The organism is Priestia sp. BR_2 (assembly GCF_041954005.1).
Taxonomy (GTDB): domain Bacteria; phylum Bacillota; class Bacilli; order Paenibacillales; family Paenibacillaceae; genus Paenibacillus_AQ; species Paenibacillus_AQ lautus_A.
Map to the genome: position 1 here is coordinate 169462 of NZ_JAVFHM010000185.1, position 19779 is coordinate 189240.

Sequence of the window (19779 nt, forward strand, 5' to 3'; positions counted from 1 at the left end):
TCAATCTCTAATATAACACGAAAGGTGAATCATTTAACCATCATGAATTCGAACCGAGCACCGATTCCCGTTTTTATCCCGTTATTTATAGGGATTATAGCCATATCCTTTTCATCGATTTTCGTAAAATGGTCCGGCAGTCCCGTTTCCATTCAGGCCATGTACCGATTGGTGATCACGTTTCTGATCATGCTGCCGTTCGCGGGAAAGTACATGCCCGTTATCCGATCGCTGAAGCGCTCCGAAGTGCTTCTGCTGATTCTGTCCGGTGCGATGCTGGCCCTGCACTTTTTGTTATGGATGGGCTCCCTGAAGTGGACGAGCGTAGCCAGTTCTACGATCATCCTGGCCCTTCAGCCGGTATTCGTCATGATCGGCGCCTACATCTGGTTTAAGGAGAAAACGTCGCTGGCGGCCATAGGAGGTATGGCCATCGCCTTTCTCGGCGTGTTCCTACTCATTGGCAGCAGCGGCTTCAGCGGGAGCAAGGGGCATCTGACCGGCGATATCATGTCTTTGCTGGGGACGGCCGCGGTGGCCGTCCATATGCTGCTCGGACAACTGCTGCTCAGAAGGCTGCCGTCATTCCTGTACAGCTGGCTGGTTTTTGCGGTAGCTGCTGCCGTATTGGCGGTATATAACGTGGGCATGCAGATTCCGCTGACCGGGTATTCCGCTCGCGAGTGGGGGATATTCGCCTTGTTGGCCGTCGTGCCCACGGTATTCGGTCATCTGTTATTCAATTGGCTGATGAAGTATGCGACTGCCTCCACCGTGTCGATGAGCGTTCTCGGAGAGCCGGTTGGAGCGAGTCTGCTGGCTTTTCTCCTGCTGAATGAGTCGATGAATTCGCTGCAAGCCGCAGGCGGAGCGCTGGTGCTGTTAGGGCTGGTATTGTTCTTGAAGGTCGGCAGAACCAAAAAGCAGCCGGTGGACGTCCACCCTGAAGTGCTGGGCTGATCCCGCATTATTTTGCCTGGATAGACTAGTTCCCGCAAAATTAGCGCACACTGAACATTAAAAAGCCAAAATATTACAATTATGGAATAAAGGATTAGAACGGGGGCGCGCGTGAAAGCAGTCACTTATCAAGGCAGACATCGGATCAAAGTGAAGGAAATGAAAGACGCCGTTCTTCGGCACAGCGACGATATCTTGGTTCGAGTCACCACCACGGCCATCTGCGGATCTGACTTGCATTTATATAACGGCGAGCTGAAGCATCTTAACGATGATTACATTATCGGCCATGAGCCGATGGGGGTCGTCGTGGATGCAGGGCCGGAAGTAAGCAAGGTCAAAGTGGGGGATCGGGTGATCATTCCTTTTATCGTGTCTTGCGGCAAATGCAACTTCTGCCAGAATCAAATGGAAAGCCAATGCGATTATGCGAACGAAGCCAAGGATACCGGCGGTTTTTTTGGATACAGCGACGCGTACGGTGGCTTTCAAGGCGCGCAGGCGGAACTGCTGCGGGTACCTTACGGTAATTTCATGCCCTTTGTCATCCCGGAGGATGCCGAAATGGAGGATGAGAAGCTGCTCATGCTGTCCGATGCGCTGCCAACCGCCATGTGGAGCGTGGAGAACGGAGGAGTTAGGCCCGGCGATGTCGTCATTGTCCTCGGATGCGGCCCGATAGGATTGTTAACGCAGAAGTTTGCATGGCTGAAAGGAGCGAAGCGGGTCATCGCCATCGACCATGTGGACTACAGGCTGGCGCATGCCAGCCGCACCAATCATGTGGAAACCTACAACTTCGAGAAGATACCCGAGATCGTGAACTATATCCTTGAGATAACCAAGGGCGGCGCCGACGTGGTCATCGATTGCGTGGGCCTGGATGCCAAACGGACCGGCATCGAGATGCTGGGCAGCATGCTGAAGCTTCAGGGAGGCTCCTTGGGGGCTTTTCGCATGGCTGTGAGAATGGTGCGCAAGTACGGGACCATCCAGCTCACGGGCGTATATGGGCTTATCTACAATGCATTTCCGCTAGGCGAGCTGTTTGAACGCAATATTACGTTAAAAATGGGTCTTGCCCCGGTCATTCATTACATGCCCCGCCTGTATCAAATGTTGAAAGAGGGGACGGTGGATCCTTCGGATATCATTACCCACCGGTTTCCGATGGAGAAGGCTGCCCTTGGCTATGATATTTTCAATGAGAGGAAGGATGGCTGTATCAAAGTCATCCTGAAGCCTTAGACCACGCCAATCCAATTAAAACGAGGAGCGTTTCGGAAGATGAGCAGCACGTCCGGAACGCTTTTTTATTTGTATGGAAAAAAAACGATCCCTGGCGTTGACAAGCCAGCAAGAAGTATTCATAGTAATGAAAAATAGAATTGTAGAGGGAGAGAGGAATCGAACACAGATGAGCACCAAGTCAGAACGGCTTCCCGCCGATATCGAGGGAAACCAGGCCAATTCCTATCTTCAAGGATTCAAGGATTGCATACCAACACTGCTGGGATACCTGAGCATCGGTTTTGCGGCAGGCGTCGTCGAGCGTACCGCAGGTTTCAGCCTGCTCGAGATCGCTTTCCTTTCGCTGCTGCTCTATGCGGGCTCCGGACAGTTCATAGCCGCGGGGATGGTAGCCGCCGCAAGCCCGGTCTTATCCATTATTGTCACGATATTTTTCGTAAATGCCAGGCATCTGCTGTTAAGCGCGGCGATTGCACCGTATTTTAAAGGGTTGTCCTCGGGAAAAAGCTTCTTCATCGGTTCCCTGCTAACCGACGAAACGTTTGGTGTGGCGGCAGCCAAGGCGGCCGAGCAGAAGAGGCTGGGTTATCGGTGGATGGTGGGACTGAATATTACGGCGTATCTGTTCTGGTGTGCAGCGAACGTTGCGGGAGGTCTTGTCGGAGCGTGGATACCGGAGCCGGAGAAGTTTGGCCTTGATTTTGCATTGCCTGGCATGTTTATCGGATTGCTGGCCCTGCAATGGATCAGCCGAAAGAAGTATAAACTGGACTTCATGGTGATTATGGTTGCCGCCGTTTCGGTAATCGCGATCAGTACGATCATGCCGGGAAGCGCAGCGGTCATCGCTGCGATTATGGTTGCGGCTACAGCAGGGATGGTGATCGAACGATGGAAATAAGATGGCATATCGCCATACTGATTATCGGATGCGCTGTCGTCACCCTGATTCCAAGGGTTCTGCCGCTCATGATTCTGAGCAAGCTTCGCATTCCGGAATTGATGATCCGTTGGCTGGATCATGTTCCGATCGCGGTCATGGCGGGGCTATTAGCGCAGGAGCTGCTCGTTAGTGACGGACGCGTGGATCCGGGGGGCCATACACTGGAACTGATAGCGGCTGTCCCTGCTTTTCTGACCGCATTTCTTACGAAAAGCCTGTTTGCCACCGTCATTGTCGGGATCCTAACCTTGGTGGGGCTCCGCTTGCTGATCTGACCAAACGAAGCGTTATGCATGAGATGTTTATCGTAGCCCTAACCGGAACGCTTGCAAACAGCCGTATTCCTTGGAATGACAAGGAATGCGGCTGTTTTATGTTCATTTGCCAGGGTCGCTTGGGGAAACTAGTGTGCCAAGCCAGTGACGGTAGGTTTCTTTCATGCCTTTTTCCAAGCTGAACAACGGACTCCACCTCAGCCGCTCCCGGGTCTTTTCATTATTCAGGCAGCTGTGCCGAATATCGCCGATCTTCGCGGGCAGATAATCGACATCGATGCGGTCTGGGTGCAGCCGGCTGATGAGATCGACGATCGTATTGACGGAATGGTCGGTGCCGGTGCTAACATGAAGCACACTCTGATCACCATGAAGGATGGAGGCAAGGTTGGCGTCAACCACATCTTTGACATAAATGAAATCCCGGGTCTGCAGACCATCGCCGTATATTGGGAGCGGCGCGCCTTGATACAGGCGTTCGCCGAAGACCGCCACGACGCCGCCTTCTCCCTTTGCGGTCTGACCCGGCCCGTAGACGTTTCCATATCGAAGAATGGTGTATTGCAGGCCGAAGAAGCGGTGATAAAGACGGATATATTGTTCGCCTGCTACTTTCGATAGCGCATAGAAGGAGACCGGGTTAACCGGATCGTCTTCCGTTAGCTGAGATCTCTCGAGGTCTCCATACACACCGGCTGTCGAAGCAAACACGATCTTACGAACGCCAGCCTTACGGCAAGCGTCCAGTATGTTTAGGGTGCCCATGACATTGGCATCCGCATCAAGCCGAGGTTCCTGGATCGATCGCTGCACATCGGCCTGTGCTGCTAAATGAAATACGACATCGGGCTTCAGCACCGAGATGTATGCCGTTGTCTGCTGACTGTTTACGTCAGCTACATGTAAAATCGCCTCACTGTGAAGGCGACCTGGTTCTCCGGTTGTCAGGTTATCAATTACATGGACTTCATAGCCTTGATTAACGAGTCCGTTCACCAGGTGGGAGCCGATGAAGCCCGCTCCGCCGGTTACAACCATCTTCATGCATAAACCCCTCCAGCCTTTGATTGGGATGCATTATCCTACGTGGTACGGATGGATCATGCATTGGACACTTGACGGGGGAGCGAAGGAATGGGCGGATTAGATCGGTGTTTACATTCCTGTTATAATGGAAGCTGCAAATTAACATTACTTTTACAAAAGAGGGAATGGGAAATGGAACGCTACCTTGAACAAAGGTTGAAATTATGTGTACTCGTTTTTTTGACGCTCTTAGTCAAGCTGATCCTTCTAAGAGTGTTTCTGTTTAATGGGATTGCATGGGGGAAGGTGCTTACCGATGCACTGTCGCTCCTCGCCCTGATTAGCTTTCTGGAACTGCTGCTGCCGGTCAGAGGGAAAAAGACGGTCTATGTGATTCTAAATGTCGTCTTATCTTTCATCATGTTTGCATCGGCTGTTTATAACGTTCATTTTGGGTCCATACCGACGTATACCGCGCTTGCGGGTATCGGTCAAGTAAATCAGGTACGGGCCAGCATTACGGCTTTGCTAGAGCCGGAGCATTTTCTATTCTTCCTGGACCTGCTGCTCCTGCTGGTCATATGGGCGGTCCGGAAAATACGTTCACGCTCCCAAAGGGGCTTGCATTTCGGTGGAGCTCGTTCCGGATATTCCGTAACCTACTCACGCAGGCCTGGTCTGATGTGGCGTACTTCCATGACCGTTGTTCTTATCGTAGCGGTTGTTCTGTCCGGACTGATCATTCGCAAAGAATGGGGAATCGAGAATGAAATCGTGCGGGCGGAGCAAATGGGGTTCATGAACTACCAGGTGTCTGCTGTCGTGCGTAACTCGCAGGAGAAACGTGCGCTGGCCGAGGGAAGTCTGCAGGACACCATCCTGCGGTCCCAGCAGCTGCTGGCGACGTATCCTTACGTCAAGGAAGCAAAGGATAAGCCGGACTATTTCGGCGCTGCAAAAGGCAAAAATCTGATCATCGTCCAGATGGAGTCCTTGCAGAACTTTCCGGTGGGTCAATCCCTGAACGGCCAGGAACTGACACCGGTGATGAACGAGCTTGCGGATGGCGGCCTGTATTTCCCCCACGTCTTCCAACAGATCGGCCAAGGCAATACATCGGATGCCGAATTTGCGGTGAATACCTCGATCTATCCGACAGGAACGGTTGCCATGTCCACCGGTTTCGGAAATAAAGAGCTGCCGGGCCTTCCGCGTCTCTTGAACAAGCATGGCTATGCGACCGGCACATTCCACGTGAATGACGTGAAGTTCTGGGATCGCAGCAAGATGTACCCGGCGCTTGATTTTCAGCATTATTACGACAAGCCGTATTTTACGAATGATAACTTCAATGAATTCGGTCCTTCCGATGAAGAGTTGTTCCGAGTCGGCGTAGACAAGCTGCTGGAGAACCAACAGCAGAATAAACCTACCTATGCCCACTACATCACGGTCTCCAATCATTCTCCATACCATGTAAAGGATGAACTCGCGAAGATCACCTTGCCTGCCGAGCTGGAAGGGACCCATTTGGGAAACTATCTGAAGTCGGTGAACTATTCCGATTATGCGCTGGGAACGCTGGTAGACCGCCTGAAGCAGAACGGGCTGTGGGATGAAACGGTACTGGTCGTATATGGAGATCATTTCGGCATCAATCCGGCAGAAGCGGATGCGGAGATGATCTCGTCAACGCTGCGCATTCCTTACCATGAGCGCGTCAGTCGATTTAACATTCCGCTCATCATTCATGTTCCCGGCATGAAGGAAGGGAAGGTGGTTGAGCAGGTGGGGGGACAGGTGGATATCCTGCCTACCGTCGCGAACCTTCTGGGCGTCTCGCTTGATGAGGAGGGGTTTAACGCGTTTGGGCATGACCTGCTGAACGTGGACCGCAACGTTATAGGAATGAGGTATTATTTGCCGACGGGATCATTCTTTAACAACGACATTCTGTTCGTGCCGGGAGACGGGTTTGAGGACGGTACCGCAGTATCCTTGAAGACGCTTGAGCCCGTAACGGATTTCGAAAAATACCGCAGCGATTACGACTATATATTGCAGCTGATGAAAATGTCCGATGAGTACGTGAAAATGCTGCCCAAGCGGGCACCGTAAAGCCAACAATTCGTTAAAATAGGAAAGGGGATTGTTTCATTAAGCCGGAAACTGGCTTTGATGAAGCAGTCCCTATTTTTATGCGGAGGCTTCAGTGAAGGATTGCCTCACTTTCGTGGCCTGTGCTATTATTATCCTTATTGTTAACCTATTAATTATTAAAAATGGTTGACAATCAGAATGGAGAGGGAGATTTTGAATATGACAACACAAACCCATTACGATTGGTTGACGCTGGCGGATCGGGTCGTGAAAGGACATGAAGTGACCCCGGCCGAAGCCTTGGCGGTTCTGAACAGCGAGGACGGGGAGCTTCTGAACATTATGCAGGCCGCCTACCACATCCGTCGCGAGTATTATGGAAACAAGGTTAAGCTGAACATGATCGTGAACGCGAAATCCGGCCTCTGTCCTGAGGATTGCGGATATTGCTCCCAGTCCATCGTGTCGGAAGCGCCCATCGAAAAATACGCATGGCTGACCAAGGACAAAATTCTGGAAGGCGCGCGCGAGTCGATTCGCCGTAAAGCGGGAACTTATTGCATCGTGGCATCCGGACGCCGCCCTTCCAATCGGGAGATTGATCATGTAGCCGAAGCGGTGAAGGAGATTACCCGGACGACCGATCTGAAGGTGTGCTGTTGCCTGGGCTTCTTGAACGAGGAACATGCGCGCAAGCTCGCCGATGCCGGGGTCCATCGATACAACCATAATCTGAATACTTCCAAAGATAATTACGGGCATATTACGACTACGCATACATACGATGACCGGCTGGACACGGTGAAGCAGGCAAGCTCTTCCGGAATGTCCCCTTGCTCCGGAGCGATTTTCGGAATGGGGGAGAGCATAGAAGAACGGGTGGAGATTGCGTTTGCTCTGAAATCGCTTGGAGCGGATTCGATTCCATGCAATTTTCTGAATGCGATCGAGGGAACCCCTCTGGAAGGACGCAGGGAATTGACACCGATTATGTGTTTGAAGATTCTTGCCATGATGCGGTTTGTTAACCCGACGAAGGAGATACGGATTGCAGGGGGCCGGGAAGTGAACCTGCGATCCCTTCAACCCCTTGGCCTGTACGCGGCGAACTCCATATTCATCGGCGATTATTTAACGACAGAAGGCCAGGCCCATACGGCCGACTGGGGATTGATTGAAGACCTTGGGTTTGAAATTGAAGAAAACGCGCTGTCATGATGTATTGACAATTAGGTGCGGAGCACATACTATATACCCGTAGGGGTAGGATTGGCGTTTTTTTAAGCCCGTGATCTTACCGCCATGCATCATGCTGAAACACATGATATTGATGGGGGAATGCTTCGTGCTGATTGCATCTGCCGCACTGATAATCTTTATATCCGGTCTCTACTACCGGAGGTATGTACCTATAACAGGTTTGCGCTTCATGAAGTGCAGTGATCTTCGTCTGGCACAGAAGGAATGCCCGAATCTGAAAGTGCTTGATGTACGCGATGTGTCCGAATTCATGGAATGTCCGAGGAAAGAGACCATAAACATCTCGCTTGGAAGGTTGCCGTATGTGTGGGAGAAGGAGCTCAAGCCCGATGATTCCGTAGTTATCGTAACGCCCAAGCGCTCGGATGGAATCCTGGCTGCGCGCAAGCTGAAGAAGGCCGGCTTTACTTCGCTTTTTTATTTGCAGGAAGATTGCACGGCGTGCAATTCCGTGCAGCGCGCATCGATGAATTGATCCCAATCTGATCAGCAGGTTCATGCTGGTCAGATTTTTTTTGCAAAAGTTGAACGCTTTAACGGTTTGACAATGATAATCGTTATCATTTAGAATGGTATATAGTTCGTTTAATTAGGCAGATTTTCGCTAAGGGAGTGTTTATGGATATGTTGATCGAGACTAAAACGATTATTGTTAAAGCAGGCACCTCCAACCTGGTCGTGGAACGTTTCAGCAAGCCGGGACCCATTGAAGAAATTGAAGGATTTATCGATCTGAACGTTCTTGTGAAGAATGCGAAACGTACCGACGAAACGGAAGAAGTTATCGTGATGATCCGCTGGGAGTCGAAAGAAGCGTGGAAACGCTGGGAAACCAGTCCCGCGCACATCCAAGGACACCGCGACAACCGCGGAAAGCCGCAGCCTGAGCATGTCATCAGCTCCAGCCACGGCATGTACGAGGTCATGGCATCCAAAGGGCCGAGACCGGTTCAACAGGCATAATCATTCTCTATATTCCAGAAGAAGCGGCTGCAGCAGCCGCTTCTTCTTTTTTAGTTTCCTTGTCGATTCTAAGGGGCTGACAGGGGTTAAAACGACGGAATTTAGGGAACCGTAAAGGGATGAAAGGCAAGAACAACTAATCATTCCACCTTCTGCTGGGAGGAAGTCAACCATGTATCATCTGTACAGCCATAACGATTTGGATGGCGTCGGCTGCGGCATCATCGCCAAATGCGCCTTCGGTGAAGGAATCGATGTCCGTTACAACTCCATTCACGGATTGAATCAACAAGTCGAAAGGTATTTGAACCGGACCTCCGTTCAGGAGAATCCATACGATATGCTGTTCATTACGGATTTGTCGGTCTCTCCTGACATCGAGAAGGAATTGAACGTGTTTGTCGAAGAGGGGGGACAGGTGCAGCTTATCGATCACCATAAAACCGCCCTCCACCTCAATGAACACAGCTGGGGACAAGTGGATGCAACGCATCGGGACGGCCGCTTGGCATCGGCAACCTCGCTGTTCTATGAATATTTAATCGAGCATGGACATCTCGGCAGAACCGAAGCGCTGGACGAATTCGTTGAGCTGGTGCGTCTCTATGATACATGGGAATGGGAAGAGAGCGGCAAGATCGAGGCTAAGCGCTTGAATGACTTGTTCTACATGTTGTCCCTGGACGAATTCGAGAGCAAGATGTCTGAGCGCCTCCGGGAATCGCACGATGGCTTCTTCTTTGATGAATTTGAACAGAAAATCCTGGACATGGAAGAGAATAAAATCGAGCGTTACATTCGCCGCAAGCAGCGGGAACTCATTCAAACCTTCGTCGAGGAGCATTGCGTCGGCATCGTTTACGCCGAATCCTATCATTCCGAGCTTGCCAGCGAGCTGGGAACGAGCTATCCCCATCTTGACTACATCGCGATACTGAATATGGGCGGAAGAAAAATGAGCCTTCGAACCATTCATGATCATGTGGACGTGTCCGAAGTGGCGATGCGGTATGGCGGTGGCGGCCATGCCAAGGCTGCGGGGTGCACCATAACAGAGGATGTGTATCAATTGTTTGCGGCGGACTCGTTTGAGCTGGAGCCGATCCGGTTCGATGCTTCGCGCAATCAGTTCAATATCAAAGGAAGCGAGTCCGGCGTGCTGTACGAAAGCTGGGGCGAGGATTTGCTGTTTGTTTACGCCTATGCCGGGGAATGGGTGATCGAGTGGAACGGAGAACCTCTCCCATTCCGGTTCAGGTCGTTCGAGGAAGCAGAGCGGCATATGAAGCGCCAGTACGGGGTCTGGTTGTCCCGGGATGACGTATTTGTGAAGATGCTGAAGGAACAATGGATCCGAAACCGTACCCATGAGCGTCCAGGCTTGCCGCCGGATATGGATGAGGAGAAATTAATGGAAGATCTGTAGACCCGATCAGCAGGAAGAATGATCTCGCACGATGCGCTGTATTGTGAAGACAGGAGGAATATTCGGTGAAAAAAATGATCGCCGGCTGGGCCCTTGCCCTGCTGACGGCAGGTATCCTCGCTTGGAGTCAAACGCAGAGCCATTCCGAGCCCTCCATTCCCTCGGCGGTTCACAGCAAAGAACTGCTGAAGGATGTTCCCGTACCTTGGTCCGCCACGAAAAACACGATTCGGTTGAATACATCCGATCCAGTAAGTGCGGCCGTACTGACTTCCAAGACGCTGTGGCAGTCCACGAACGTGCACAGCCGTCCGCAGACCGTGATCCTCGTGGATTCGGCTCACTGGTCGATAGCGGCTGTCAGCGTCGATCTGACGCAGCTTAGCGAGGGGCCTTTACTCTTCGTTGAAGAAGGGGGGATCCCGAAGGAAACCTTGGAAGAGCTGAGACGGCTGAAGCCGAGGGGGGCGGAGCACAACAAGGGGATTGAGATCATTACCGTCGGCCCGATCTCGGATCAGGTGATGAAAGAGCTGAACGGACTTGAATACAAGGCCGATCACATTCCTGCCGGGGAAGCCGCGGAAGCGGCAGCAGCAATTGATGCCTATGCTTCCAGGGTAAACGGTTCAGTACCGACCTCGGTTATTGTCGGATCGATGGAACGGCCCGACTATACGCTGCCCGCGGTAAGCTGGATTGCCCATATGCCGGAAACGATGCTGTATGTCAGCGAGAAGGACGTGCCCGAAGAGACGGTGCAGGCCCTAAGGCAGCGTAACGGGAAGGCGAATATCTACGTCATCGGACCTGAAAAGGTGGTGTCCGAGGCCGTTGAAGACGAGCTGCGGCAATATGGAAAGGTAACGCGCATAGCCGGAGACGATCCGTATGAGAATGCCATTCATTTTGCCCAGTATCATGATCCCGGGACGGGTTTTGGCTGGGGAGTACAATCGCCGGGATACAGTTTCTCCTTCTCGAGGCCGGACTCGCCGGCATTGTCCATTGCGGCCGCTCCATTGTCCCATATGGGTAAACACGCCCCTCTATTGTTTACGGAGCGCGACGGAGTGCCACGCTCGATTACGAAGTATGTTGACTCGATCAGGCAACAGAGTGACGCCACCAAAGTGGATACTCCCTATAATCATGCCTGGATCATCGGAGATGAACAGACCCTGACCACCAAGCTCCAGAGTGAGATTGATGAAATTCTGGATACGCCTGCAGGACATGATTAATGGAGCCGCAAATGGCATTGGCAGATGAAGCTGCATATGGAATGCAAAAAGAAACCGTTCCTCGTAATTGGCGGGCCGCACGTCCCTAGTTCCGAGAAACGGTTCTCTTTGCATGTTTGAAGTACGATGGGGGAATGATTCGCATGCAGCATCTTCAATAGGAAAAAAAAGGGCATCCCTCGAGATCCAGGATCTTTTGGGACGCCCTATTTGATATTGGTCATACGTTCGTGATAGCGAACGATGATCGACGGTACACGTTCACCCCAGATTTTCGCGAGACTTAAGCGTACCAGCCCCATATGAAGATGAACAGCGTTCCGAAGATAGTAACCAGCCCTACGAACAGGGCGAACGCAATGTTGATATAGACGGACTTTTTGTCTTCGCTTTCGCCGACGTGCATGAACAGCATAAGCTGAACGGCTGCCTGCAGGATCGCGGTGACCAGCAGAACGGCCACTTTCGAAGCTGCCGGCATATCCAGCAGAACGACGAGCGCGACAGCTGAAAGGACGAGGGACGATATATAACCCGCTACATGCTTAATTGGAAACAGCTGTTTTAACATGTCACATCAGTCCTTTCAGATACACGAAGCTGAAAATGAAGATCCACACAACGTCCAGGAAGTGCCAGTAGAGCGAGAAGATAAAGGACTTGTTGGCTGTGGAATGATCCAGTCCATGCTTTTTAAGTTGAATCAGAATGGCGGTTCCCCACAGGAGACCGAAGGTTACGTGAGCTCCGTGCGTGCCAAGCAATGTGAACAAGCTGGAGGAGAAGGCGCTGGTTGAGAGCGTTACTCCTTCATGAACATAGGTGAAGAATTCAAAGATCTCGATCCCGAGGAATCCCGCACCCAGCAACAGGGTGATGACCATGAAGATCATCATCTGCTTTTTCAGGCCCAGACGCATCGCATGAACAGCCAAACCGATGGTGAAGCTGCTCGTTAAGAGCAGGAACGTCTCAAGCAGGACCGGCGTAATTTCAAAGATTTCCGCTCCGCTCGGACCGCTGGCAAAGCGGTTCACGAGAACGAAGTAGACGGTAAACAAGGTAGCAAAGAGCGCAATTTCAGCTCCGAGGAACAGCCAGAAGCCGAATATACGATTGCGGTTTTCCTCTGTTCCATATTCCAGCGGCTGAGTGGCATCTATTTTCATACCGTATCACCCCGCAGTTTCTGTTCGGTTTGAACAATCTCTTCAACCGGAATGTAATACCCGTGATCACGGTCGAAGGACATGGTAGCCATAATAATCAATACCGCGATACCGGCAACGATGGATGGAATCCACCAGCTGAATACCAGGAAGAAGCCCAGGAAGAAGAAGGCGATGCCCAGTACAAACGGTTTTCCGGTGTTGCTTGGCATGTGAATCTTCGTGATTTTCTCGTCCGAAAGCGGCTCGTTGTTTTTCTTGGAGAACCAGAAGGCGTCACGGCCTTTGACTTTCGGCGTTACCGCAAAGTTGTAAACAGGAACCGGACTTGGCGTCGACCATTCCAGTGATCGTGCATCCCATGGATCTCCCGTTTTGTCGCGCGGCTCGTAACGTGTACTCCAGTAAATGTTGTACACCAGAAGGATGAATCCGATCGCCAGTCCGACAGCGCCGACCATCGACAGCATATTCAGCGGACCAAAGCCGGTCTCGGCCGAATACGTGTACGTACGGCGGGTCATCCCCATAAGTCCCAGGAAGAACATTGGGAAGAACGTAACGTTAAATGAGATGGCAATGAACCAGAATGCGATTTTGCCAAGCTTTTCGTTCAGACGGAAGCCGAACACTTTAGGGAACCAGTAGTGGAAACCGGCAATGACGGCGAATACGGCGCCTGGAATGAGCACATAGTGGAAGTGGGCCACCAGGAACATCGTATTGTGATACTGATAGTCGGCACTGGCCATCGCCAGCATGACGCCGGTTACGCCGCCGATCGTAAAGATCGGAATAAAGGCAAGCGAGTAGAGCATCGGCGTCGTAAAGCTGATTCGGCCCTTGCGAAGCGTAAAGAGCCAGTTGAATATTTTGATCCCGGTCGGTACGGCAATCGCCATCGTCGTGATGGAGAAGAAACCGTTGACCATGGCCCCTTGACCCATCGTGTAGAAATGGTGGGCCCATACCAGGAAGGACAATCCGGAAATAATCGCCATACTCAATACCATGGAGCTGTAACCGTACAGGTTCTTTTTGGAGAACGCTGAGATGATCTCGCTGAAAATACCGAATGCCGGCAGAATAACGATATATACCTCAGGGTGACCCCATACCCAGAACAGGTTGGCCCAGAGCATATCCATGCCCCCGTTGGCCATCGTGAAGAATTGCGAGCCGAAGATGCGGTCGAACATCATAAGCAGAAGCGCAATCGTAAGCACAGGGAAAGCAAAGATAATGATGACGCAAGTGATCAATACCGACCACGTAAACATTGGCATGCGCATCAGGGTCATACCCGGCGCGCGCATTTTCAGGATGGTTACGATAAAGTTAAGGCCTGTCAGCAAAGTACCAATCCCTGAAATCTGAAGCGACAGAGAGTAGTAGTTGTTGCCGACCGTCGGACTGAATTCGATACTGGCCAGCGGGAAGTAAGCGGACCAGCCGGCATCAGGCGATCCTCCGATAACGAAGGAAATGTTGAACAGCATCGCTCCGGCGAAGAACAGCCAGAAGCTGATTGCGTTCAGTTTAGGGAATGCAACGTCACGGGCACCGATCTGGAGCGGAACGATGACGTTCATCAGACCGAAAATAAACGGCATGGCCATAAAGAGGATCATGATGACCCCGTGAGTCGTGAATACTTCATTATAATGCTGACCGGTCAGAAACTTCATCTCCGGTGCGGCGGTCTGCGCACGCATCATGATCGCGTCGACGCCCCCGCGGAACAGCATGATCAATGCACAGATGATGTACATGACGCCAATTCTTTTGTGATCCACGGTCGTCAGCCATTCCCGCCACATATATCCCCACTTCTTGTAATAGGTCAAGCCGAAGAGGATTGCGAGCGAGACGAGCACGATACTCACCATGGCGCCGTAAATTAACGGATCACCGGTAACGAAAAATTCGTCCCATTTCATAAAGGCCTAGCTCCTTTCTGGATGTATGAAGTAGATCGGGTGAACAACGTTTCACTCACCGATTTAATGTCCATCATGTTGATGATTTGGGCTTTCTTCAGCCGGGAAGTTCGGCAGCGGTTCGTTTGGATCCACGTTCGTTTCGCTGTCAAATTCCGTTTCTTCCGTTGTTGCAGGATCCGGGTGGACGTCTTTATGGTCCTGATGCTCCTCATTGCCGTTGACGTCACCGCCATGATGATGGTCTTCGGATGGCGGCGGGCTGAATTCCAGATGCGTGTTAGAGAAGGTCATTCGTCCGACATGCGCGGTCTCCAGAAGCTTCTTGAACTCATCTTCCTTCAGTTCAGGCGCCGTATCCTTTACATCCTGAACCCACTCATCATACTCGGCAGAGGTCATGGCAAGAGCTTCGAACTCCATATGGGCGAAACCTTCGCCGTTGAAGTTCGCGTTACGGCCCATCATCGAACCCGGTACGTCGGCAACCATGTTCAGCTTGGTGATCATGTCGCTCATCGCGTACTTCTGTCCGTGAAGCTGAGGGATCCAGAAGCTTGTGATCGGACCGAACGAATACAGTCGGAACTCGATCGGACGATTGGTCGGAATGTTAACGTAATTGACGGTTTCGATTCCTTCTTCCGGATAGCTGAAATGCCATTTCCAGTTCGAAGAGGAAGCATAAATGACCAGAGGCTCTTGGTTCTCGTAGCCTTCAGGCACGTTCTCGACGGCCACCGTCGTTTTGACGGTTACGACCGAGAGCACGGCAACGATCAGGATCGGAATGGCAGTCCACAGAATCTCCAGCCATTTGTTGCCCTCTTCATGTGGCGGTTCATAACCTTCGTTGGATTTCTTGGCTCGATATTTCGTGAGCATGTAGATATAGAGCGCGTAAACTACCGCTAGGATTCCGACCATCATGAGAATGGAGAATATGATTGTATCGGATAGGGTTCTGGCAGCCGGTCCTTTCGGATCTAATACCGTGAGCGAGCTGCAGCCCGATAAGAGCAAGGTAAAGCATAATAACAATGCAAATAACGGCCCTCTTTTGTTCATGATGTACCCCTTTCCTTGAAACGTTCGTTCGATTCAATGTTACTGACACATCTATAGTAGAAAGTTACGGTCGGCTTTGCAAAACACATAAACTTGTATAAATAACAGATAAATCCATATTCGTGTCAATGTATGTAATTTTATGTGTTCAATTTGTTACAAAAGGGGAGGGTTGTGAGCGAAATCATTGTAGTGGCGCGGTTTTGAGGCAGTTCATACTTTGTTCAAACATTCACGAGAGTTACCAGTTTCGTCACAATTCCGGGCCTGTTTTTCACTGCTTTCGGCTCCTTAACCTGCCGAATAAATCCCAGTACTGATAAGGGTTTAGACGTGCAAGTGTAATTTTTCACAATAAAATCGAACCCGATTTTTATTTCCAGTTTACTTATTTAACCAAAAGGCTCGAAGACGCTTGTGATATGATATAACTAAAAATTGGAACGAGATATTTTGCTGGGAATTGTGAAACGCTTGACAGGAAAGAGAGGGGAGCCGGTGCGGTCGTTCTGGATATGGTTTTTATTTCTTGTTTTGAGCTGGCTTTGCGCCTTCGTCCCCGTGCTGCAGCATGTTGATCCGGATCCATTGCCTTGGCGATTGGGAAGCAGCGCCATTTTTTTCACGGGCTTCTTTTTGGCGCCGTTGTTCCGCGCCAGGCCTGCAATGCTATTTGTCACACTGCTCGCAACGTCGGTATTTTCGGTAATCTCCTTGGGACCCGCGAGTACGGATGCAACGAACCCGTAGGATATTTGCGATGAAAGCTGAGAGAACTCGATGAAAGTGAGTGTTCTGCAAAGTTTGCTCGACGGACTTCTCAGCATGGTTAATTGCTGCTCATCGGGGTATTGTGCATGGGTATTGGGATCAATCTGATGGAACGGCGTCATGTGTAGGCTGCAAGCAAGCATAAACGATAACATGACGGCGCGCTGAATAAAGAATGGGCTAATCCAGAGGGGGTACGGCATTCCTCGGAATAACCCTTTGCTTTTGCTGTTTACAACACATGGAGGCGAATAAGCTCCGCAAGCCGAATAAGTCCCTTCTCCAGTTGATCGTAGGAGGCGTATGCAAAAGATAACCGCAGATGCTGCTGGTCGTTACGGTCATAAATATTTCCGGGATTGAGCAGCAGGCCTTCCTTCAACGCCTGATCGAATAACGGACGAATGGAGATCGGCTTTGCGATGCGGAGCCAAACATAAAATCCGCCTTGGGGTTTATTCCAGTGGGCAATATCTTGAAAATATCGTTCCAGCAACGACAGCGTAAAGTCTCTGCGCTTCATCAGCTCTGCCCGGATCTGAACGAGATGCTTCTCATAGGATCCGCTCGAGAGCCACTCCGCGACAGCATGCTGGGACAGCGAGCTGGACCCGTAATCGGTCTGCATTTTTATGTCGGACAGCCGATCGATGACAGGCTCCGGCCCGACGACCCATCCGATGCGCAGACCGGGCCCGAGGGTTTTGGACATGCTGCCCATATAGAGCACGAGTCCTTGTTTATCCGAAGCTTTCAAAGGGGGCGGAGAGGGAGTATCCAACCATAAATCGCCATACACATCATCCTCGATGACGGGCAATCTTTCTTGGGCACAGATTTGCAGCAGCTCCGTCCGTCTGTCGGAAGACATCATCGTGCCGGTAGGGTTATGAAAGGCAGGGATCGTGTAGAGCAGGGCGGCTCTGTGCTGACGCTTGAGCCTTCCGATAGATTCCGTTCTGATCCCTTTGGCATCCATCGGGATGCCGTGCAAATGCATGCCAGCCGACTGGAATACATGAATCGAGTTCAGGTAAGTGGGATTCTCCACCAGGATGGCGGAACCGTGATGCAGCAGCCCCAGGGAAATAAGCTGCAAGCCCTGCAGCCCGCCGGAGACGATAAGAATGGAAGAAGGAGAGGCGGATATCCCCTTCTTATTCAAATAATCGCTGATGATTTCCCTTAAGTATAGGCTGCCTTTCGGTTCCGAATATCCCAAAGTGAAACGGCTGGACATGCTGCCGTTAAACGTCTCCCGCATTTGGGCGGTCGGGAGGAGCTCAGGCGAAAGCTCGCCAGTACCGAGTCGGATCACTTCGGGATCGGTTTCCGCACGGTTGATCTGCTGGATCATATGGATGTTCGGTTGGTAGGAGCCGGATTTCACGTATTGATTCCAATCAGGCGGGGGCGTGGCGGCCAATACGCTCCAAGTATTGTTCACAATAACCGTGCCTTGTCCCACCCGGGATTCTATGAAACCGTCAGCCGCAAGCTCACCCAAGGCATAAACGATGGTGCTGCGGTTGACTTGAAATTTGGCGGCAAGCTCCCTCTGCGGGAGAAGTCGGGTTCCGACCGGCCATTCCCCGTTCATGATTCGGCTCTTCATGTGATCATAAATTTGCTGATGCAGGGGCACTTCGGAAGCTTTATTCAATTTCCATTCTTCTGTCATGGACAACCTGCTTTCTGACAACGTTTCTATAGTATTATGCCCAGTTTACATCATTGGTTGGGTCGAATACCAACCAAATTGGTTGGAGACGCAGTCAAGCACCTCCATTACAATGGTGAAAATATGTACTGGAGGTTTGCTTTCAAATGATAGGCGTTATACTTCATGGATTCATTCTGGCTATTGGCCTAATTCTTCCCTTGGGCGTGCAGAATGTGTTCGTATTTAATCAAGGTGTCGTCCAACCCCGGTTTATTAGGGCGCTGCCCGTCATTATTACCGCATCGTTATGCGATACGCTGCTGATTTCATTGGCGGTGTTGGGCGTATCCGTGATCGTTATGGAATATGAGTGGATCAAATTGACGTTATTTACATTGGGCATCTGCTTCCTGGTCTATATGGGAGCGGCGACGTGGAGGAGTAAGCCTTCAGGTCAGGACCCGGAAAGCGCCCGTTCGTTCTCTCCCAAGAAGCAAATCGTATTTGCCATGTCCGTGTCGCTGCTAAATCCGCATGCGGTTCTGGACACGATGGGCGTCATCGGCACGAGCTCGCTTCAATATGAAGGGGCGGACAAAGTGATTTTTACCGTTATATGCATCGCCGTCTCCTGGTTGTGGTTTCTGGGACTCGGAATTGCCGGCAGGGCGGCCGGAAGAATGGATCCGTCAGGCAGGCTGCTGTTCGCGCTGAACCGAATATCGGCGGTGATTATGTGGGGGACGGCCGTTTATCTCGTCTTTCATTTGATTCAAACCTAGTGAGGAGAAATTTAGAAGGGACTGAGAATTTATGCTAATTAAGGAATAGAAAATGTGGTAAGTTTGTATGTAAACCGGGAATAGGAGGAGGCAATGCGATGAACATTTCGATTGGCGGGTATTCTTTTTATAACACGTTTCTCGACGGCAAAATGGATGTGTTCGGTTATTTGGAGACGGTGAAGTATCGATACCGAATGGATGCGGTTGATTTGTGGAACGGTTTTTTCATCGATCGAAGCGGCCCCATATACAAGCTTGCCGACGAAAGCTACATACGTAAAATCAGGGAAGCGCTGGATGAGAAGGAGATGAGCGTGGTTAACTTTGCTGTTGACGGGGCTCATCTATGGGATCCCGACCCGGATATGCGGGAGAAGTTGTATGAAAATGCGCTTGCCCATCTGGATGCCGCAGAAATTTTGGGTGCCGAAACGGTGCGGATCGACACCGGCGGCGGTTATTAGGAAGCGGAGCCAATGCCGGACGAACAATTCGAATACCTGGTTAAGCGCTATCGGGAATTGGCGGAGCGTGCAGGGGATAACGGTTATACGGTAGGCCCGGAAAACCATATGGGCGCCTCCCTGCTCCCGCGGGAAATGAAGCGGATTGCGGAGGAAGTCCGGCATCCGGCTTTTGGTTTCCTGCTTCACCTAGGAAGATGGAGGGCGGATGAGGCCGAAGGCGACGAGATGGTTGCCCCGTGGACGGTGCATACGCATTTCGATGCGAAGACCGCGGTTCATCCCGATGCGGAGGAGAAGGTGCGCTGCCTGCTCGCCGGGGGCTATCAGGGATATTGGGGCGTCGAATACAAAGCGCCGGGCAACCAATACGTGGAAATGGAATGGATCATTGGGGCCGTGAAGCGGATCGTGAGCAATGCCGGTCGAGTCGTACAAGAATGACATGATGTTTTCTCTTAAGGATAAAAA

Annotated in this window: 18 protein-coding genes and 1 pseudogene; 12 read left to right on the forward strand and 7 right to left on the reverse strand. The window is 51.3% G+C overall.

What is annotated here, in order from left to right; translation table 11 throughout:
• Positions 1-42: 42 nt before the first annotated feature.
• From RB298_RS10160 to RB298_RS10175, 4 genes are all read left to right on the forward strand, one after another.
• Positions 43-960, forward strand: a complete 918-nt coding sequence (locus RB298_RS10160) for a DMT family transporter (protein WP_486046996.1) — start codon at positions 43-45, stop codon at positions 958-960.
• 111 nt (positions 961-1071) lie between these two features.
• Positions 1072-2208, forward strand: coding sequence for a zinc-dependent alcohol dehydrogenase (locus RB298_RS10165; protein WP_486046997.1), 1137 nt, complete (start codon positions 1072-1074; stop codon positions 2206-2208).
• A 169-nt stretch (positions 2209-2377) separates the two neighbouring features.
• Entirely contained in the window at positions 2378-3112 is a 735-nt protein-coding gene (locus RB298_RS10170; protein WP_486046998.1) for an AzlC family ABC transporter permease, read from the forward strand.
• Positions 3103-3429 (forward strand): AzlD domain-containing protein, encoded by a 327-nt coding sequence (locus tag RB298_RS10175; protein WP_486046999.1) that lies wholly within the window; start codon positions 3103-3105, stop codon positions 3427-3429. Before RB298_RS10170 ends, RB298_RS10175 begins: the two co-directional genes overlap by 10 nt.
• 102 nt (positions 3430-3531) lie before the next feature.
• Here RB298_RS10175 and RB298_RS10180 read toward each other — a convergent pair whose 3' ends face one another.
• A complete protein-coding gene (locus RB298_RS10180; RefSeq protein WP_486047000.1) occupies positions 3532-4473 on the reverse strand; it encodes an NAD-dependent epimerase/dehydratase family protein in 942 nt (313 codons plus the stop codon).
• Between the two features lie 174 nt (positions 4474-4647).
• On the opposite strand from RB298_RS10180, the gene RB298_RS10185 reads away from it, so the two are divergent.
• The 6 genes from RB298_RS10185 to RB298_RS10210 all read left to right on the forward strand — a co-directional run bounded on the left by RB298_RS10185 (position 4648) and on the right by RB298_RS10210 (position 11448).
• A complete protein-coding gene (locus tag RB298_RS10185; protein ID WP_486047001.1) occupies positions 4648-6573 on the forward strand; it encodes an LTA synthase family protein in 1926 nt (641 codons plus the stop codon).
• Between the two features lie 201 nt (positions 6574-6774).
• Complete coding sequence (bioB, locus tag RB298_RS10190) at positions 6775-7773, forward strand: biotin synthase BioB (protein WP_096773449.1); 999 nt, start codon at positions 6775-6777, stop codon at positions 7771-7773.
• Between the two features lie 127 nt (positions 7774-7900).
• Positions 7901-8290, forward strand: coding sequence for a rhodanese-like domain-containing protein (locus RB298_RS10195; RefSeq protein ID WP_015734771.1), 390 nt, complete (start codon positions 7901-7903; stop codon positions 8288-8290).
• A gap of 149 nt (positions 8291-8439) precedes the next feature.
• Positions 8440-8778, forward strand: a complete 339-nt coding sequence (locus tag RB298_RS10200; protein WP_036665294.1) for an antibiotic biosynthesis monooxygenase — start codon at positions 8440-8442, stop codon at positions 8776-8778.
• 172 nt (positions 8779-8950) lie between these two features.
• On the forward strand, positions 8951-10204 hold the full coding sequence (locus RB298_RS10205; RefSeq protein ID WP_486047002.1) for a DHH family phosphoesterase: 1254 nt from the start codon (positions 8951-8953) through the stop codon (positions 10202-10204).
• A gap of 74 nt (positions 10205-10278) precedes the next feature.
• The gene (locus tag RB298_RS10210; RefSeq protein WP_486047014.1) at positions 10279-11448 is read left to right on the forward strand and encodes a cell wall-binding repeat-containing protein; all 1170 of its coding nucleotides are present in this window, start codon (positions 10279-10281) and stop codon (positions 11446-11448) included.
• Positions 11449-11731: 283 nt separating this feature from the next.
• On the opposite strand, the gene qoxD is transcribed toward RB298_RS10210, so the two are convergent.
• From qoxD to pdxR, 6 genes are all read right to left on the reverse strand, one after another.
• The gene (qoxD, locus tag RB298_RS10215; protein ID WP_009589381.1) at positions 11732-12019 is read right to left on the reverse strand and encodes a cytochrome aa3 quinol oxidase subunit IV; all 288 of its coding nucleotides are present in this window, start codon (positions 12017-12019) and stop codon (positions 11732-11734) included.
• Position 12020: 1 nt separating this feature from the next.
• Positions 12021-12617: a cytochrome aa3 quinol oxidase subunit III gene (gene qoxC / locus RB298_RS10220; protein WP_009589471.1), complete on the reverse strand. Its 597-nt coding sequence runs from the start codon at positions 12615-12617 to the stop codon at positions 12021-12023.
• Complete coding sequence (qoxB, locus tag RB298_RS10225; protein WP_486047003.1) at positions 12614-14557, reverse strand: cytochrome aa3 quinol oxidase subunit I; 1944 nt, start codon at positions 14555-14557, stop codon at positions 12614-12616. The genes qoxC and qoxB overlap by 4 nt, the downstream gene beginning before the upstream one ends.
• 63 nt (positions 14558-14620) lie before the next feature.
• A complete protein-coding gene (gene qoxA, locus RB298_RS10230) occupies positions 14621-15625 on the reverse strand; it encodes a cytochrome aa3 quinol oxidase subunit II (RefSeq protein ID WP_486047004.1) in 1005 nt (334 codons plus the stop codon).
• Between the two features lie 431 nt (positions 15626-16056).
• The gene (locus tag RB298_RS10235; protein ID WP_486047005.1) at positions 16057-16518 is read right to left on the reverse strand and encodes a hypothetical protein; all 462 of its coding nucleotides are present in this window, start codon (positions 16516-16518) and stop codon (positions 16057-16059) included.
• 110 nt (positions 16519-16628) lie between these two features.
• A complete protein-coding gene (gene pdxR / locus RB298_RS10240; protein ID WP_486047006.1) occupies positions 16629-18077 on the reverse strand; it encodes a MocR-like pyridoxine biosynthesis transcription factor PdxR in 1449 nt (482 codons plus the stop codon).
• Positions 18078-18223: 146 nt separating this feature from the next.
• Between pdxR and RB298_RS10245 the strand changes: the two genes are divergently transcribed.
• Positions 18224-18841: a LysE/ArgO family amino acid transporter gene (locus RB298_RS10245; RefSeq protein WP_486047007.1), complete on the forward strand. Its 618-nt coding sequence runs from the start codon at positions 18224-18226 to the stop codon at positions 18839-18841.
• Between the two features lie 98 nt (positions 18842-18939).
• Positions 18940-19752: pseudogene (locus RB298_RS10250) on the forward strand (sugar phosphate isomerase/epimerase family protein).
• Positions 19753-19779 lie beyond the last annotated feature (27 nt).

Excerpts from the sequence above, each read along its gene's own strand:
- RB298_RS10160 (WP_486046996.1), top strand. The coding sequence starts at position 43 with ATGAATTCGAACCGAGCACCGATTCCCGTTTTTATCCCGTTATTTATA.
- RB298_RS10170 (WP_486046998.1), top strand. The coding sequence starts at position 2,378 with ATGAGCACCAAGTCAGAACGGCTTCCCGCCGATATCGAGGGAAACCAG.
- RB298_RS10175 (WP_486046999.1), top strand. The coding sequence starts at position 3,103 with ATGGAAATAAGATGGCATATCGCCATACTGATTATCGGATGCGCTGTC.
- RB298_RS10180 (WP_486047000.1), bottom strand. The coding sequence starts at position 4,473 with ATGAAGATGGTTGTAACCGGCGGAGCGGGCTTCATCGGCTCCCACCTG.
- RB298_RS10185 (WP_486047001.1), top strand. The coding sequence starts at position 4,648 with ATGGAACGCTACCTTGAACAAAGGTTGAAATTATGTGTACTCGTTTTT.
- bioB (WP_096773449.1), top strand. The coding sequence starts at position 6,775 with ATGACAACACAAACCCATTACGATTGGTTGACGCTGGCGGATCGGGTC.
- RB298_RS10200 (WP_036665294.1), top strand. The coding sequence starts at position 8,440 with ATGTTGATCGAGACTAAAACGATTATTGTTAAAGCAGGCACCTCCAAC.
- RB298_RS10205 (WP_486047002.1), top strand. The coding sequence starts at position 8,951 with ATGTATCATCTGTACAGCCATAACGATTTGGATGGCGTCGGCTGCGGC.
- RB298_RS10210 (WP_486047014.1), top strand. The coding sequence starts at position 10,279 with ATGATCGCCGGCTGGGCCCTTGCCCTGCTGACGGCAGGTATCCTCGCT.
- qoxD (WP_009589381.1), bottom strand. The coding sequence starts at position 12,019 with ATGTTAAAACAGCTGTTTCCAATTAAGCATGTAGCGGGTTATATATCG.
- qoxC (WP_009589471.1), bottom strand. The coding sequence starts at position 12,617 with ATGAAAATAGATGCCACTCAGCCGCTGGAATATGGAACAGAGGAAAAC.
- qoxB (WP_486047003.1), bottom strand. The coding sequence starts at position 14,557 with ATGAAATGGGACGAATTTTTCGTTACCGGTGATCCGTTAATTTACGGC.
- qoxA (WP_486047004.1), bottom strand. The coding sequence starts at position 15,625 with ATGAACAAAAGAGGGCCGTTATTTGCATTGTTATTATGCTTTACCTTG.
- RB298_RS10235 (WP_486047005.1), bottom strand. The coding sequence starts at position 16,518 with ATGACGCCGTTCCATCAGATTGATCCCAATACCCATGCACAATACCCC.
- pdxR (WP_486047006.1), bottom strand. The coding sequence starts at position 18,077 with ATGACAGAAGAATGGAAATTGAATAAAGCTTCCGAAGTGCCCCTGCAT.
- RB298_RS10245 (WP_486047007.1), top strand. The coding sequence starts at position 18,224 with ATGATAGGCGTTATACTTCATGGATTCATTCTGGCTATTGGCCTAATT.